Source organism: Pectobacterium atrosepticum (genome assembly GCA_019056595.1).
GTDB lineage: Bacteria > Pseudomonadota > Gammaproteobacteria > Enterobacterales > Enterobacteriaceae > Pectobacterium > Pectobacterium atrosepticum.
Genome location: CP036163.1, coordinates 2725931 through 2741345, shown reverse-complemented (window position 1 = coordinate 2741345; position 15415 = coordinate 2725931). Strand labels below are relative to the sequence as shown.

Here is a 15415-nt window from a genome sequence, read left to right as displayed (position 1 = left end):
CATGGTTCGAGAGCGCATTATTATTGATACCGATCCCGGCGTTGACGATGCAATCGCCATCTGGCTGGCATTGGCGTCGCCCGAACTGGACGTGCTCGGCATTACCGTTGTGGCAGGTAATGTGCCGCTTGAAGCGACGTTGCCGAATGCTTGCAACGTTGTTGGGCTGACGGGCAGAACCGATGTGCCCATTTTTGCTGGTGCCTCGCGTCCGCTCATTCGCGATCAGGTTTTCGGTAAATACGCCCATATCGGCAAATTTTCCTCTGAGTGGGTGCCGCAGAGCACGCTATCGCCGGAACAGGAACACGCCGTCGATTTTCTGGTGCGGATGACGCGTCAGGCCGCTGCCGACAATAACCCGATCACCATTTGTTCACTCGGGCCGATGACGAATCTGGCGTTGGCGCTGTGCTTCCACCCTGATGTTGCACGCGGTATCAAACAGATTGTTTCCATGAGCGGAGCCTTTACCGCGATGGGGAATCGCGTGCCGTGGGCTGACTTTAACGTCTATGCCGACCCGCATGCAGCGGAAATCGTATTTTCCTCCGGTGTTCCCGTTGTCATCATGCCGTTGGATGTGACCTTTCAGGCGCTGATTCAGACGGAACAGGTTGATGCCATCGAACGCAGCGGCGGTGCGCCGGGTAAAGCGATGGCGGCACTGCTGCTCATGTTTGACCGCAACGAGGTAGAACGCTTTGGTCGCGAAGGTGGACCGATTCATGATGCGACTGTCATCGCGTGGCTGTTGAAGCCAGAATTGTTCAAGTCAAAATATGCGCGTATCGGGGTTGAAGTTTCCGGTAAGACCGCAGGTTACGTGTTTGCCGATTTTTATCACAAACTGGGTGAGCCAGCGAATGCGCTGGTCATGCGGGAAATCGACGAACAGGGATTTCTTGGGCTGATTGCTGACCGCCTGCGCCACTACGATGTTGATACATTAAACGGTTCAGGGGGGCGCTGATGATAGCCTACCTGCTGAGCCGAATCGGACAAACGCTGCTGACGCTTGCTGTTATGTCGGTGCTGGTGTTTGTGGGTGTCTATCTGGTCGGTAACCCGGTCGATATGCTGTTGGGCGCGACGGCCACGCCAGCGGAACGGCTGGCGGTTATGCAGTCCTTTGGTCTGGATAAGCCCGTCTGGGAACAGTATGGGCTGTTTGTCTGGAACGCCTTTCAGGGCGATATGGGCAAGTCTTTTATCTTTAACCAACCCGCACTGACGCTGATTTTTCAGCGGATGCCCGCAACGCTCGAACTGGCGATGGTGGCGTTCGTCATGGCGCTGGTTGTTGGTATCCCGCTGGGGATTTACGCTGGCCTGAAGCCGGACAGCGCGGTGTCCAAATCCATCATGACCTTCTCCATTCTGGGCTTTAGCCTGCCCACGTTCTGGATTGGGCTGGTGATGATCATGCTGTTCAGCGTAAAGCTAGGCTGGCTGCCCTCGTCGGGCAGGGGCGATACGCATGAGCTATTGGGTATCCCGTTCAGCTTTCTGACTCGTGACGGTCTCGAACATCTTCTCCTGCCTGCGTTTAACCTCGCGCTGTTTAAAATCTCGCTGGTCATCCGCCTGATGCGTGCGGGGGTGATGGAATGCCTGCAACAAGATTATGTGCAGTTTGCGCGCGCGAAGGGGCTGTCAGAAACCCGTATCGTGCTGGTGCATGTGCTGCGCAACACGCTGATTCCCTTAATTACCGTGCTGGGCCTGGAGCTGGGATCGCTGATCGCGTTCGCCGTCGTCACGGAAACCATTTACGCCTGGCCGGGTATGGGCAAGCTGATTATCGACTCGATTGCTGTGCTCGACCGTCCGGTCATCCTTGCTTACCTGATGATTACCGTCGTGATGTTCAGCGTGATTAACCTGCTGGTCGATTTGCTGTATGTCATGGTCGATCCGCGTGTGCGGCTGGAAGGAGACAAGGGATGACAGGCAATACGATACACCAGCCCGCCGTCGTGCAAAAAACCGTACATCCAGTGATGCGCGTGGTGATGGCGCTGATCAACGATCGGTTGGCGCTGTGTGGGCTGATTATGTTGGCGATTTTTGTGCTGCTGGCGCTGCTTGCCCCACTTCTGTCGCCGCAGAATCCCTACGATCTGATGCAACTCGACATCATGGATGGTCGGCTTGTGCCGGGTTCCTCCAGTATGGCGGGCATGACGTACTGGCTGGGGACGGACGATCAGGGGCGCGACCTGTTCAGCGCCATTCTTTACGGCACTCGCATCAGCCTGATAGTCGGCTTCTCTAGTGCGGTGTTTGCGCTGCTGATTGGTGCCTCACTGGGCCTGATTAGCGCCTACGTCGGTGGAAAAACGGATGCCACGATCATGCGCATCGTTGATATCCAACTCAGTTTCCCTCCCATCCTGATTGCCCTGATCCTGTTGGCAGTGTTGGGGCAAGGGGTCGATAAAATCATTATGGCGCTGGTGGTAACCCAGTGGGCTTACTACGCGCGGACGATTCGCGGCTCGGCGCTGGTGGAACGTCGCCGCAGCTATGTGGACGCCGCGCGCAGCATGGCGTTGTCCAACCGCCGCATTCTGTTTCGCCATATTTTACCGAACTGTCTGGCACCTCTGATCGTCGTCGCGACGATGCGCATCGCTTACGCCATCATGTTAGAAGCCACGCTCTCGTTTCTGGGGATTGGGCTGCCTGTGACGGAGCCGTCGCTGGGGCTGCTGATCTCAAACGGTTTTGAGTACCTGATGTCGGGCGATTATTGGATCAGCTTCTTTCCGGGGCTGACGCTGTTGCTGCTGATTGTGGCGATCAATCTGGTGGGGGATGCGCTACGCGACATCCTCAACCCACGGAATTAATCAGTGGGAACGCCCATGGAAATAAGGGGTAACGAACACATGACAGCGCCGATTATGTCCGTTTCGCATCTGACCACTGCCTTTCAGGTGAACGGCGAGTGGATGAATGTGGTGCGGGATTTATCCTTCACGATTGGCGAGAAAGAAACGGTCGCCGTGGTGGGGGAATCCGGCTCAGGAAAAAGCGTGATGGCGAAATCGATCATGCGCTTGCTGCCACCCGGCCAAAGTCGGACTGAGGGGCAGATTTATTTCGGCGACACTGAACTGTTGTCGCTTCCCAATAAAGCGATGCAGGATGTGCGCGGCAACCGCATTGGCATGATTTTTCAGGAGCCGATGACCAGCCTGAATCCGGTCTTGCCGATTGGCTACCAGATTACGGAAGTGCTGCGCCGTCATCGCGGCATGGGGAAAGCCGAAGCACGCGCCGAAGCGATACGACTGCTGGAAAAAGTACGCATTCCGGCGGCCAAATCACGGCTGAACGAATATCCGCAAAGTTTCTCCGGCGGGATGCGCCAGCGCGTGGTGATTGCGATTGCGCTGGCCTGTCACCCGAAGCTGTTGATCGCCGACGAACCGACAACGGCGCTGGATGTCACCATTCAGGCACAAATTCTGACGCTGATAAAAACCCTTCAGGAAGAAGAAGGGATGTCGGTGCTGTTTATTACCCACGATATGGGCGTGGTGGCGGAAGTCTCTGACCGCACGCTGGTGATGTATCAAGGCGAAATGGTAGAAAATGCCGTCACGCGGGAAATCTTTCATCATCCGCAACAGCCCTATACCCGCATGCTGCTGTCTGCCGTGCCCAAGCTTGGCTCGATGTCCGGCAGCGCATGGCCGCAGCGCTTTCCGCTAGTGGATCTCAAGACAGGCGAGCGCCAGCCAGTGCCGGATGCGGTGAATACGGTGTCGGGCGAGGAACCGGTGCTGACGGTAAAAAATCTGGTCACCCGATTTGATATCCGATCAGGGTTTTTCCGTCGGCTGTCTGGGCGGGTTCATGCGGTGGAGAATGTTTCGTTCGATCTTTGGCCGGGAGAAACGCTCGCGCTGGTTGGCGAATCGGGCTGTGGTAAATCCACCACCGGTCGGTCGATTATTCGTCTCAACGACGCCGTTAGCGGCGATATTCAGCTTCTGGGAAAAAATATCCTGACGGCGGATAAGCGTGAGCTGATCGATTCACGGCGGCAGATTCAGATGGTGTTTCAGGACCCGTATGAAAGCCTGAACCCGCGCATGCGGGTAGGGGAAGCGATTGCCGAACCCATGTTGCTGCACGGGCTGGCGACCCGACAGAATGTGAATGCAAGAGTCAGTGCTCTGTTGGAACAGGTGGGTTTATCCGGCGATATGGCTACGCGTTTCCCGCATCAGTTCTCTGGTGGGCAGCGGCAGCGCGTATGTATTGCCCGCGCACTGGCGCTGGAGCCGAAAGTGATTATTGCCGATGAATCGGTGTCGGCGTTGGATGTGTCCGTCAAGGCGCAGGTGATCAATCTGATGCTGGATCTCCAGCAGAAGCTCGGGCTGTCATTCCTGTTTATCTCGCACGATATGGCGGTTGTCGAACGTATCAGCCACCGTGTAGCGGTGATGTATCTCGGCGAAATTGTGGAGATCGGCCCACGTTCGGCGATCTTCGACAATCCGCAGCATGACTACACCCGGCGTCTGATTTCTGCGGTGCCTGTGCCTGACCCGGACACCCGTCCGGTGCGTAATATCACCAATGATGAACTGCGCAGCCCGGTACGCGCACCTGATTTCCATCCTCCCGTACGTCGCTATAAGCAGGTCGGAGAGGGACATTTTGTACTGGAGTGAAACGAATCGCGTTTACTGAAAACCCAGTTCGGCTTAATTACAACGTAAGCGCGATACGCTTACCATTAGGTAGGGTCACATCTAGCGTAAGCTTACCGCCTAGGGCAGTTACATAGCGTTTCAGCGTTGACAGTTTTGGGTCATTTTCAACCTTTTCCATCTTAACAATAGATGGCTGCTTGACCCCCAATGCTGCTGCAAGCTGCGTCTGCGACATTTTCAGTTCTTCGCGTAGTTTCGCTAAAGTGATTTCCTGGCGGATCTCAGCCGTGCGCGCCTCAATACGGGCACGGCTCTCCGGTGAACGTTTAGCCATCATTTCTTTAAGCGTCGCCATCTTCTTTTACCTCCGGTGATATCAGATGCGATGTAAACTCAGCGTCTGCGATCTTAATCATACGTTCGTAGAACAATTTTTCATCCTCGCCTTTCTTATCTCCTGCACATAAAACAATCGCTTTACGTGTCCGGTCAAACGCGAAGAATGTTCGGAATGGGTGGCCTCCAACCTGAACCCGCAGCTCCTTCATATTTTTGTATTTTGAACCTTTAATCTGATCAACCTGTGGTCGTCCTAGCTGTGGGCCATCCTCTTCGAGTATTGCGAGGTGTGCCAAAACCTCTTCCTGTACCGCTTCGGTTTGCTCATCAAACCAAGTATCGAATAGATCCCGTGTTACTATTTTCCATGCCAATCGGTAAGCCTCCCTGTCCTACACACTATAAATACAATATAACCTACAAGCTATATTGGCAAGCGTTCCTAGCTAGCAATAATGGAAATATGACTAAGCGAGTAGACTCATATTATAAAATCAGCATTAGCCGTATGACATCACGTAAACAGCATTACCCTGAATCCCACCTCGCACGCTCAATTCCTCTGGATGTTGAAGTCCGGTAACACATGATGTTGCCAAATTGTATTTATTGTCCGTTTTGTGATCCAGATTGTAGTACAACATATATTAATGGTACTACAATTAAGCCAAGAAAAGAGGGAATGATGCGGTTATTGTGCAACAGTTCGACGACGTCAGGCGGCATGGCGGGTAAAGTAAGTGCAGTGATATCAATCCGTTTTGTCTCGTTGAGGTGATGATGAATAAGCAGGAATTAAGCAAAACCGACCGCATCATTCTGGATATTGGCCAACAGATCGTTGGTGGAAAATACGCTCCGGGCACGCCGTTACCCGCAGAAGCTGAGCTGTGTGAAGAATTTCAGACCTCGCGCAACATCATTCGTGAAGTGTTCAGAGCGCTGATGGCGAAAAGGCTGGTGGAAGTGAAACGGTATCGCGGCGCGTTCGTGGCTGCGCGTAATCAGTGGAATTACCTGGATACCGACGTTCTGCAATGGGTTCTGGCAAGCGACTACGACCCACGTCTGATCAGTGCGATGAGCGAGGTGCGTAATCTGGTGGAGCCGACGATTGCTCGCTGGGCCGCAGAACGCGCGACTTCAAGCGAGCTGGCGGTGATTGAAGCGGCGCTGAACGACATGATTTCCAACCATCAGAATCGTGATGCGTTCAATGAAGCGGATATTCGTTTTCATGAGGCGGTGTTGGCGGCGGTGCACAATCCGGTGCTACAGCAGTTGAGTGTGGCGATCAGTTCGTTGCAGCGTGCGGTGTTTGAACGCACCTATATGCCAGACGACGACAACATGCCACGGACATTGCGTGAGCATCAGGATCTCTACGATGCCATTCGGCATCAGGATATTGAAGCAGCAGAGCGGGCGGCGTTGACCATGATTGCCAGCTCGACCAAACGGTTAAAGGACATTACATGAGTGAAAGCTATATCGCCGTTGACTGGGGTTCGACCAACCTACGGGCGTGGCTGTATCTGGATGGCGTTTGTATCGACAGCGTGAAATCTGAAGCGGGTGTGACGCGTTTGAACGACCAGACGCCGCAGCAGGTTTTTCAGCAGATCGTTGCGCCGTGGCAGCAGCACAATGTGCCTGTCGTGATGGCGGGCATGATCGGCAGCAATGCGGGCTGGCTTTCCGTGCCTTATCTGGCATGTCCAACCCGTCTGACTGAAGTCGCCCATCGGCTGACGCGCGTGGAAGAAGCCCAGCCGCTAGCCGCCTGGATTGTGCCGGGGTTGAGCATTGCGCAGGACGATAACTGCAATGTGATTCGTGGTGAAGAAACCCAGTTGATTGGCGCATATAGCGAATGTCCTTCCTCTCTGTATTTGATGCCGGGAACCCACTCGAAATGGGTGCGGGCCGATGACAGCACCGTGCTGGATTTCCGCACGGTGATGACTGGTGAACTGCACCACCTGCTGATGACGCAGTCGTTAATCGGCGTGGGGCTGACTGAACAGCAGCCGTCTCCCGATGCTTTCCTGCAAGGGCTGGAACTGGGCTTTGCCGATGACAACATTATCCGCTGCCTGTTTGAAACCCGCGCGGCGCATGTGCTGGGGCGTCTGGATAAAAGCACCGTTAGCGACTGGCTGTCTGGGTTGCTGATTGGCAACGAAGTCTCACAAATGCAGCGCCACTATCAGGTGGCGGCGGGAGACACCATTACATTAATCGGCTCCCCTGCGCTGACGGCGCGCTACGAAAAAGCATTACAACAAGCTGGATTGCGCTGGCAGCAGCTGGACGGCGATCGGGCTTTTCAGGCAGGAATAAGGAGCATTGTTAATGAGTTGGAATACTAATCTTCCCTTAATTGCGATTCTGCGCGGTATCACGCCGGATGAGGTGCTGGAACATATCGCAGCGCTACTGGATGCCGGATTTGATGCGGTAGAGATCCCGCTGAATTCGCCGAACCCGTATGACAGTATTCAACTGGCCGTGGAACATTTTGGCGATCGCGCCCTGATTGGCGCAGGGACGGTGCTGAAAGCCGAATATGTCGACAAGTTACAGGAAATTGGCAGCAAGTTAGTGGTCACCCCTAATATCTCTCCCGAGGTGATTCGTCGAGCGGTGGGTTACGGCATGACGGTGTGCCCAGGCTGTGCCACCGCGACGGAAGCCTTCACGGCGCTGGATGCGGGTGCGCAATCTCTGAAAATTTTCCCGTCATCGGCGTTTGGGCCGGACTACATCAAGGCGCTGAAAGCAGTATTGCCAAAGGACGTTCCCGTCTTTGCCGTCGGTGGCGTCACGCCAGAAAACCTGAAGGATTATCTTAGTGCGGGCTGCATCGGTGCCGGGTTAGGCAGCGATCTGTATCGAGCCGGTCAGTCGGTTGAGGTTACTGCACAAAAAGCACATGCATTTGTTAACGCCTATAAGGATGCTGTTCAATGAAAATTACCAAAATCACCACGTATCGGCTGCCGCCACGCTGGATGTTTCTGAAGATTGAAACCGATGAAGGGATTGTCGGCTGGGGCGAACCGGTTATCGAAGGCCGCGCACGCACCGTTGAAGCTGCCGTTCACGAGCTGTCTGACTATCTGATTGGGCAAGACCCGGCACGTATCAACGATATCTGGCAGGTGCTTTACCGCGCGGGCTTCTACCGCGGCGGCCCGATCCTGATGAGCGCCATTGCCGGTATTGATCAGGCATTGTGGGACATCAAAGGCAAGGCGCTGGGTGTACCGGTTTATCAGTTATTGGGCGGGCTGGTACGCGATAAGATCAAGGCCTACAGCTGGGTTGGCGGCGATCGTCCTTCCGAAGTGATTGCGGGCATCAAGAAGCTGACCGAAATTGGCTTTGATACCTTCAAGCTGAACGGCTGTGAAGAGATGGGCATCATTGATAACTCGCGCAAAGTAGATGCGGCGGTGGCCGTGGTTGCTGAAATCCGCGAAGCCTTTGGTAACAGCATCGAGTTCGGTCTGGATTTCCACGGTCGTGTCGATGCGCCGATGGCGAAAATCCTGATCAAAGAGTTGGAGCCGTACCGTCCGCTGTTTATTGAAGAGCCGGTGCTGGCTGAACAGGCGGAATACTATCCTCGTCTGGCTGCACAAACTCACCTGCCGATTGCAGCGGGCGAGCGCATGTTCTCACGCTTTGATTTCAAACGCGTACTGGCTGACGGCGGACTGGCAATTATTCAGCCTGACCTGTCGCACGCGGGCGGTATTACCGAGTGCTTTAAAATTGCTGCAATGGCGGAAGCCTATGATGTTGCGCTGGCACCACACTGTCCATTAGGTCCAATTGCACTGGCTTCCTGTTTGCATCTCGACTTTGTTGCGCGTAATGCCGTATTGCAGGAGCAAAGTATGGGCATTCATTATAATAAAGGTGCCGAGCTGTTGGACTACGTCATTAATAAAGAAGACTTTACTATGACTGACGGCCATTTCTATCCATTAAATAAACCGGGCCTCGGCGTGGAAATTAATGAAGAGCTGGTTATCGAACGTAGTAAAAATGCGCCAGACTGGCGTAATCCGGTGTGGCGTTATCCTGACGGTGCTGTCGCCGAGTGGTAAGACCCGTCATACCTCAAGCTGCATGGGTGTTTAATAACCGGTAATACATAACGCATTTCCCCGGCACAATGGAATAGAACAGTCATGGATTATCACGAAATCGATTATTTCGTGAGGGATTACTGTTTATTTTTTCTGGGTCGGGGAATGTAATCTTCCACTTATCATGAGTACGCCACCACCGGGATTTCAAAATAAAACGCCATTATAAATAGGGAAATATAGTGAGCGTGCGCGGTTATTTATTTCATTAGAAAAAATAAAGCATACCAACTGCTGGTGTTGTTGAACATTAAAAATAGCGGGCAACAAATGTATACCCTAAATAATTCGAGTTTCAGGAAGGCGGCAAGTGAGGGAGTCCCGATGAGCTTACTCAAGTAAGTGATTCGGGTGACTAAGCGAAGCCAACGCACATGCAACTTGAAGTATGACGGTTATGACTGTCCGTTTAATAAATAACAGGAACATAAGATGGATATGACATTAACTACCCGTCCTACAAAACGGCGTTATTTCACCTTGCTGATGATTTTTATTACTGTCGTCATCTGCTACGTGGATCGGGCCAACCTGGCTGTGGCGTCGGCACATATTCAGGAAGAGTTCGGCATTACAAAAACACAAATGGGCTATATCTTTTCCGCGTTTGCCTGGACTTATACGTTATGCCAAATACCCGGTGGCTGGTTCCTTGACCGCGTCGGTTCAAAGGCCACCTATTTTATTGCCATCATGGGATGGTCAATTGCCACGTTACTGCAAGGTTTCGCTACAGGTCTGGCATCGTTGATTGGTTTACGCGCCGTGACCGGGCTGTTTGAAGCGCCTGCGTTTCCGACGAATAACCGTATGGTGACCAGCTGGTTCCCTGAGCAAGAACGTGCTTCTGCCGTTGGATTTTATACGTCAGGGCAGTTTGTTGGTCTGGCATTCCTTACGCCATTGCTCATCTGGTTGCAGGAAATTTTGAGTTGGCACTGGGTGTTCATTGTCACTGGTGGTATCGGTATTGTTTGGGCAACTATCTGGCATTTTGTTTATCAGCCACCGAAGAAAAGTAAAGGTATCAATCAGGCTGAGCTGGATTACATTGCCGAGGGCGGCGGTATTGTCGATGGTGATGCGCCGAGCGACAAAAAAACACGCACGCCATTGACGGCGGCTGACTGGAAACTGGTGTTCAACCGCAAACTGGTGGGCGTATATATCGGGCAGTTTGCCGTGACCTCTACGCTGTGGTTCTTCCTGACGTGGTTCCCTAACTACCTGACGCAAGAAAAACATATTAGCGCACTGACCGCTGGCTTTATGACGACGGTACCTTTCCTGGCGGCGTTTGTTGGCGTACTGCTGTCTGGATTTGTAGCGGACCGTCTGGTGCGTAGCGGAAAATCGATTGGTCTGGCACGTAAAACGCCGATTATCTGTGGCCTGTTGATTTCAACCTGCATCATGGGAGCGAACTACACGAACGATCCGGTATGGATTATGACCCTGATGGCTGTGGCGTTCTTTGGCAATGGCTTTGCATCCATCACCTGGTCGCTGGTGTCGTCACTGGCTCCCATTCGTCTGATTGGCCTGACGGGCGGGGTATTCAACTTTGTCGGTGGCTTGGGCGGTATCACGGTGCCATTGATCATTGGCTATCTGGCGCAGGATTACGGTTTTGCTCCCGCACTGACCTACATTGCTGGCGTGGCGCTGGTCGGCGCACTGTCTTACATCTTGCTGGTGGGCGAAGTGAAGCGTGTAGGGTAATTCATCTGGGCGCTTTAGAGCTCAGGTAAAAAGCCATAAAAAAACGGACTTTCCTCTTGGGTGAGGAAAGTCCGTTTAATTTTTTGATTGTCTATCGACAGACATTATTTGTAGATAACGGCGGTGCCGCGCAGTTGGTTGTCACCTGTTGCAGACGTGATGGTGAAGGCACCCGCACCTGCTTTTTCTGCTTTCTGAGCTAACTGTGCTTGCAGTGAATCCAAGCTGTGTGCAGTCGCGGTGATTACGCCGACTTTCTCCAAACTCTGTGCCTGTTGTGAAGACACTTGATCCGCTGCGAAGGCACCGAAAGACAGAGTAGAAAGTACGACAGCAGCGGCGAAGAATTTTACGTTTTTCATGTGATGTATCCTATTCAATGTTGTTTGGAGTGAAAGGTTATTCCCTTTCGATGAAGAGGATACTACGCTGATACTTTGAGGAGATAAAACGGAGTGTTTTGAGAATATTTGTCAATATTTTTGATGTTAATTCTGGCGATAAGATGCACAGTCTCGCTCGCCAGAATGAAGGTTATATCGCCGCCTGCTGAGGTAAGGGCGATGAGGTCGGAGCCAGTACGCGCTCCAGCACGCGGGCTTCCAGTTCCGCTAGCTTCGCCGATCCACGGCGTCGTGGTCGTGGCAAATCAACCGTGATATCCAGCCCCACGCGTCCTTCTTCGATCAGAATAACCCTGTCGGCCAGCGCAATGGCTTCGGAGACATCGTGCGTGACCAGCAGTACGGTGAATCCGTGCTGGAGCCAGATATTTTCGATCAGGCCTTGCATCTCGATGCGGGTCAAGGCATCCAGCGCGCCCAGCGGTTCATCCAGTAACAATAAGCGCGGATGGTGAATGAGCGCACGTGCCAGCGCGACGCGCTGTTTCTGACCACCGGACAACGCTGCTGGCCAGTCGTTAGCGCGATCCGCCAGCCCGACAGAGGTCAGCGCATCCTGCGCTTTCTCACGCCAGTTGCCGCGCAGCCCCAGCCCGACATTATCGATCACCTTTTTCCACGGCAGGAGTCGCGCTTCCTGAAACATCAGCCTCGTGTCGTCTTTCGCGCTGCTGAGCGGTGCGGTGCCGGTCAGTAGTTCGCCGCTGCTGGCCGCTTCCAGCCCGGCGAGCAGGCGCAGCAACGTGCTTTTGCCACAGCCGCTGCGACCGACGATGGCCACAAATTGCCCAGAAGGAATGCGTAACTGCACGTCATTCAGCACGGTACGGTGGCCGTAGTGCTTGGTGATGGCATCCAACGCCAGCGGCGCCCCTTTGGTGAGCGGTGACGGCGAATGCGTGTGCGTTGCAGAATCGGTAAAAGCGGTCATGATGCGTCCCCCGATGAGGTTTGATAAGCCGGATTCCAGCGCAGCCAAATGCGCTCCAGCCCCTGAGCGCTGACATCGGCTAGCTTGCCGAGCAGGGCGTAAAGGATGATGGCAACCACTACCACGTCCGTTTGCAGGAACTCGCGGGCATTCATAGCGAGGTAGCCAATGCCGGAGTTGGCAGAAATGGTTTCCGCGACGATCAGCGTCAGCCACATAAAGCCCAGCGCAAAACGGATGCCGACCATGATGGACGGCAGCGCGCCGGGCAGTACCACCTGATAGAACAGGCTAATGCCGGACAGCCCGTAACTGCGTGCCATTTCCAGCAGGCCGCGATCGATATTTTTAATGCCGTGGTAGGTGTTGAGATAAACTGGGAACAGCGTACCCAGCGCGACCAGAAAGATTTTGGCCGCCTCATCAATGCCAAACCACAGAATCACCAACGGAATCAGTGCCAGATGAGGAACGTTGCGAATCATCTGCACTGAACTGTCCAGCAAGCGCTCTCCCCAGCGTGACAGCCCAGTGATAAAGCCGAGCACCAATCCGATACTGCCGCCAATAGCAAACCCGATCAGCGCGCGCCAGCCGCTGATAGCCAGATGCTGCCAAAGCTCACCGCTATAGATGAGCGACCACCCTGCGGTAATCACCGAACTGGGCGCAGGCAGAATCCGATTGGATAGCCAGCCGAACTCGACGGAGATCTGCCACGCGACCAGCAGCGTCACGGGGAGCAGAAAAGGTGCCAACCGCTGTGCCAGTGAAGAGAACGTTCTTGCCATGATCGGTTCCTCAGCTTTGCGAGACTTTGCGCGGCACATAGCGGTTTGCCACCACTTCACCCGCATTGCTCACGGCATGCAGCGGCGTGGGCTGTTGCGCCAGATCGAGGTGCGGGAACAGCAGTTCACCCACGCGGTATGCCTCTTCCAGATGCGGATAGCCAGACAGGATAAAGGTATCAATCCCGAGGTCGGCGTATTCCTGAATGCGTTCTGCAACCGTCGGGCCATCGCCAACTAGCGCTGTACCTGCACCGCCGCGTACCAGACCGATGCCTGCCCATAGGTTCGGGCTAATCTCCAGATTGTCCTTTTTGCCGCCGTGCAGAGCGGCCATGCGCTGTTGTCCGACAGAATCGAAACGCGCCAACGCCGCCTGTGCATCGGCGATAGTTTTTTCATCCAGATGGGAAATCAGCCGATCGGCAGCCTGCCAGGCCTCTTCGGTCGTTTCCCGCACGATGACGTGCAGGCGAATACCGAAGCGAACCTCACGCCCCTGTGCTGCTGCTTTAGCGCGGACTTCCGCCAGCTTTTCTTTAACCTGCTCAGGTGGTTCACCCCATGTCAGGTAGAGATCGACCTGTTCTGCCGCCAGATCCTGCGCTGCCTCAGAGGAACCGCCAAAATAGAGCGGCGGACGCGGCTGCTGCACGGGCGGGTAAAGCAGTTTGGCGTCTTTTACCTGAATGTGTTTACCCGCGAAATCGACAGTTTCGCCTTCCAGCAGCCTGCGCCAGATATGGGTGAATTCCGCTGAGGCTTCGTAGCGTTCTTCATGGCTGAGGAACAGCCCTTCGGCGGCCAGCTCTTCCGGGTCACCGCCGGTCACCAGATTGAACAGGGCCCGACCGTTAGACAGCCTGTCCAGCGTGGCGGCCTGACGCGCGGCGATAGTGGGGGAAATCACACCGGGGCGCAGGGCAACGAGAAATTTTAGCCGCTGCGTCACCGGAATCAGCGATGCCGCGACCAGCCAGGAATCTTCGCAGGAGCGGCCAGTCGGCAGCAGCACGCCGCCAAATCCTTGTCGTTCGGCGGCTTGCGCCACCTGTTGTAGATAGCTGTAGTCAACATGACGTGCGCCCTCGGTGCTACCAAGATAGCGACCGTCTCCGTGGGTGGGCAGAAACCAGAATACGTTAAGACTCATGGTATTAACTCCTTGAACAGTCTTGTTTGGGGTAAACAAAATGTGTGTGGTTAGCGGGTTAAGGCGTTTGGGGATGCCAGACGCGCTCCGCGATATTGACCTTCACCGGCACCAGACGGTTTTCATAAAACAGGTCGGCTGTGGATTGCTGTGCCTTGATTGTTGCTGCATCCAGCGGTTCTATGGTGGTCGGCGGGCGATGGTCGAGTGCCGTTTCAATCACTTTTTCTGGCAGTCCTACCGCGTTTGCCAACAGCGTGACGCTTTGCGCCCGGTCGCTGATCGTTAAGGCATCGGCTTTGGTCAGTTCATCCAGTACCTGACGAATAAAGGTGCCGTGCGCTTCGACGTAGGGGCGACCCGCCAGATAGAAGGAACCGGTTTTCTCCAGCCCGCTGCTATCGACCAGCACGCGGACGCCGCCTTCCAGCAACGCGGCGGAATAGTAGGGATCCCAGATAGCCCATGCATCGACGTTGCCTTGCTGGAATGCCGCGCGGGCGTCAGCGGGGGTTAGGTAGGTCGGTTTGATATCGGTGAATGTCAGCCCGTCGCGTTGCAGCGCTCGCAGCAGCGTGTTGTGCGCGCTGGAGCCTTTCTGGAAGGCGACTTTGCGACCTTTCAGGTCGGCGACGGTTTTCACCGGGCTGTCTTCTCGTACCAGAATCACTTCGGCCTGCGGTTTAGGTGGCTCCACGCCGACATACAACAGATCGGCTCCAGCGGCCTGAGCAAAAATAGGGGGGATATCGCCAGTGCCGCCCAGATCGATGCTGCCAACATTCAGCGCTTCCAGCATCTGCGGGCCGGCGGGGAATTCAATCCAGCTGATTTTGGTATTGGGGAACTGCTTTTCCAGCAGTTGGTGTGATTTTGCCAGCACCAGACTGACCGAGCCTTTCTGATAACCGACGCGAAGCTGCGTGGGTACGCTGTCCTGCGCGTAAGCGGTGGACATGAACAGCACCGCGCTGGCAGCCAGAATCGTCGGGATTCGGCGTAGCTGTGCCGTCACGTTCCTCCATAACGGCGTGCGTTTCCCACGTCCTTCCTTGACCGATCGTTTCATCATTAATGGCATGTTTATGATCTCTCCCTTATAACGAAAAATTAAAATGCAGCGAGAAAATTCAACATCAGGTGATAAACATAGCAGGGGCGCGCAAGGCTTTTTAAATCTCAATTTGTCGCTTTTATAGCCAAAAAGAAGAAATGCCTGAAATCAGTACACTTAGCGTA

General features: G+C 54.3%; 16 protein-coding genes. 9 read left to right on the top strand and 7 right to left on the bottom strand.

Translation table 11 applies throughout. The features are described from left to right. Position 1 precedes the first annotated feature (1 nt). The 4 genes from DCX48_13075 to DCX48_13060 are packed head-to-tail and all read left to right on the top strand — an operon-like array spanning position 2 to position 4694. Positions 2–973: a nucleoside hydrolase gene (locus tag DCX48_13075; GenBank protein QXE15369.1), complete on the top strand. Its 972-nt coding sequence runs from the start codon at positions 2–4 to the stop codon at positions 971–973. Then, positions 973–1950 (top strand): ABC transporter permease, encoded by a 978-nt coding sequence (locus DCX48_13070; protein QXE15368.1) that lies wholly within the window; start codon positions 973–975, stop codon positions 1948–1950. Before DCX48_13075 ends, DCX48_13070 begins: the two co-directional genes overlap by 1 nt. Beyond that, positions 1947–2855 (top strand): ABC transporter permease, encoded by a 909-nt coding sequence (locus tag DCX48_13065; protein ID QXE15367.1) that lies wholly within the window; start codon positions 1947–1949, stop codon positions 2853–2855. The genes DCX48_13070 and DCX48_13065 overlap by 4 nt, the downstream gene beginning before the upstream one ends. A 39-nt stretch (positions 2856–2894) precedes the next feature. Then, a complete protein-coding gene (locus DCX48_13060) occupies positions 2895–4694 on the top strand; it encodes an ABC transporter ATP-binding protein (GenBank protein ID QXE15366.1) in 1800 nt (599 codons plus the stop codon). A 37-nt stretch (positions 4695–4731) separates the two neighbouring features. On the opposite strand, the gene DCX48_13055 is transcribed toward DCX48_13060, so the two are convergent. Both DCX48_13055 and DCX48_13050 read right to left on the bottom strand, forming a co-directional pair. Continuing rightward, the gene (locus DCX48_13055; GenBank protein QXE15365.1) at positions 4732–5031 is read right to left on the bottom strand and encodes a helix-turn-helix domain-containing protein; all 300 of its coding nucleotides are present in this window, start codon (positions 5029–5031) and stop codon (positions 4732–4734) included. Further along, complete coding sequence (locus DCX48_13050; GenBank protein QXE15364.1) at positions 5018–5389, bottom strand: type II toxin-antitoxin system RelE/ParE family toxin; 372 nt, start codon at positions 5387–5389, stop codon at positions 5018–5020. Before DCX48_13050 ends, DCX48_13055 begins: the two co-directional genes overlap by 14 nt. 406 nt (positions 5390–5795) lie before the next feature. Here DCX48_13050 and DCX48_13045 point away from each other — a divergent pair, with 406 nt between their 5' ends. From DCX48_13045 to DCX48_13025, 5 genes are all read left to right on the top strand, one after another. Then, complete coding sequence (locus DCX48_13045; GenBank protein ID QXE17236.1) at positions 5796–6494, top strand: FadR family transcriptional regulator; 699 nt, start codon at positions 5796–5798, stop codon at positions 6492–6494. Further along, the gene (locus DCX48_13040; GenBank protein QXE15363.1) at positions 6491–7387 is read left to right on the top strand and encodes a 2-dehydro-3-deoxygalactonokinase; all 897 of its coding nucleotides are present in this window, start codon (positions 6491–6493) and stop codon (positions 7385–7387) included. Before DCX48_13045 ends, DCX48_13040 begins: the two co-directional genes overlap by 4 nt. Then, positions 7371–7988, top strand: coding sequence for a 2-dehydro-3-deoxy-6-phosphogalactonate aldolase (locus DCX48_13035; GenBank protein QXE15362.1), 618 nt, complete (start codon positions 7371–7373; stop codon positions 7986–7988). Before DCX48_13040 ends, DCX48_13035 begins: the two co-directional genes overlap by 17 nt. After that, positions 7985–9133 carry a galactonate dehydratase gene (gene dgoD, locus DCX48_13030; GenBank protein ID QXE15361.1) on the top strand — a complete coding sequence of 383 codons (1149 nt, stop codon included), beginning with the start codon at positions 7985–7987 and terminating at the stop codon, positions 9131–9133. The genes DCX48_13035 and dgoD overlap by 4 nt, the downstream gene beginning before the upstream one ends. 474 nt (positions 9134–9607) lie before the next feature. Beyond that, complete coding sequence (locus DCX48_13025; protein QXE15360.1) at positions 9608–10897, top strand: MFS transporter; 1290 nt, start codon at positions 9608–9610, stop codon at positions 10895–10897. Positions 10898–11001: 104 nt separating this feature from the next. On the opposite strand, the gene DCX48_13020 is transcribed toward DCX48_13025, so the two are convergent. The 5 genes from DCX48_13020 to DCX48_13000 form a co-directional block, all read right to left on the bottom strand. Further along, positions 11002–11259, bottom strand: coding sequence for a DUF1471 domain-containing protein (locus DCX48_13020; GenBank protein QXE15359.1), 258 nt, complete (start codon positions 11257–11259; stop codon positions 11002–11004). 172 nt (positions 11260–11431) lie between these two features. Then, on the bottom strand, positions 11432–12232 hold the full coding sequence (locus DCX48_13015; protein ID QXE15358.1) for an aliphatic sulfonates ABC transporter ATP-binding protein: 801 nt from the start codon (positions 12230–12232) through the stop codon (positions 11432–11434). Continuing rightward, positions 12229–13023, bottom strand: coding sequence for an aliphatic sulfonate ABC transporter permease SsuC (gene ssuC / locus DCX48_13010; protein QXE15357.1), 795 nt, complete (start codon positions 13021–13023; stop codon positions 12229–12231). The genes DCX48_13015 and ssuC overlap by 4 nt, the downstream gene beginning before the upstream one ends. A 10-nt stretch (positions 13024–13033) precedes the next feature. Beyond that, positions 13034–14176 (bottom strand): FMNH2-dependent alkanesulfonate monooxygenase, encoded by a 1143-nt coding sequence (gene ssuD / locus DCX48_13005; protein QXE15356.1) that lies wholly within the window; start codon positions 14174–14176, stop codon positions 13034–13036. Between the two features lie 58 nt (positions 14177–14234). Next, on the bottom strand, positions 14235–15257 hold the full coding sequence (locus DCX48_13000; GenBank protein QXE15355.1) for a sulfonate ABC transporter substrate-binding protein: 1023 nt from the start codon (positions 15255–15257) through the stop codon (positions 14235–14237). Between the last annotated feature and the right edge of the window lie 158 nt (positions 15258–15415).

Coding starts and splice junctions, on each gene's coding strand:
- DCX48_13075 (QXE15369.1), top strand. CDS start 2: ATGGTTCGAGAGCGCATTATTATTGATACCGATCCCGGCGTTGACGAT.
- DCX48_13070 (QXE15368.1), top strand. CDS start 973: ATGATAGCCTACCTGCTGAGCCGAATCGGACAAACGCTGCTGACGCTT.
- DCX48_13065 (QXE15367.1), top strand. CDS start 1,947: ATGACAGGCAATACGATACACCAGCCCGCCGTCGTGCAAAAAACCGTA.
- DCX48_13060 (QXE15366.1), top strand. CDS start 2,895: ATGACAGCGCCGATTATGTCCGTTTCGCATCTGACCACTGCCTTTCAG.
- DCX48_13055 (QXE15365.1), bottom strand. CDS start 5,031: ATGGCGACGCTTAAAGAAATGATGGCTAAACGTTCACCGGAGAGCCGT.
- DCX48_13045 (QXE17236.1), top strand. CDS start 5,796: ATGAATAAGCAGGAATTAAGCAAAACCGACCGCATCATTCTGGATATT.
- DCX48_13040 (QXE15363.1), top strand. CDS start 6,491: ATGAGTGAAAGCTATATCGCCGTTGACTGGGGTTCGACCAACCTACGG.
- DCX48_13035 (QXE15362.1), top strand. CDS start 7,371: ATGAGTTGGAATACTAATCTTCCCTTAATTGCGATTCTGCGCGGTATC.
- dgoD (QXE15361.1), top strand. CDS start 7,985: ATGAAAATTACCAAAATCACCACGTATCGGCTGCCGCCACGCTGGATG.
- DCX48_13025 (QXE15360.1), top strand. CDS start 9,608: ATGGATATGACATTAACTACCCGTCCTACAAAACGGCGTTATTTCACC.
- DCX48_13020 (QXE15359.1), bottom strand. CDS start 11,259: ATGAAAAACGTAAAATTCTTCGCCGCTGCTGTCGTACTTTCTACTCTG.
- DCX48_13015 (QXE15358.1), bottom strand. CDS start 12,232: ATGACCGCTTTTACCGATTCTGCAACGCACACGCATTCGCCGTCACCG.
- ssuC (QXE15357.1), bottom strand. CDS start 13,023: ATGGCAAGAACGTTCTCTTCACTGGCACAGCGGTTGGCACCTTTTCTG.
- ssuD (QXE15356.1), bottom strand. CDS start 14,176: ATGAGTCTTAACGTATTCTGGTTTCTGCCCACCCACGGAGACGGTCGC.
- DCX48_13000 (QXE15355.1), bottom strand. CDS start 15,257: ATGCCATTAATGATGAAACGATCGGTCAAGGAAGGACGTGGGAAACGC.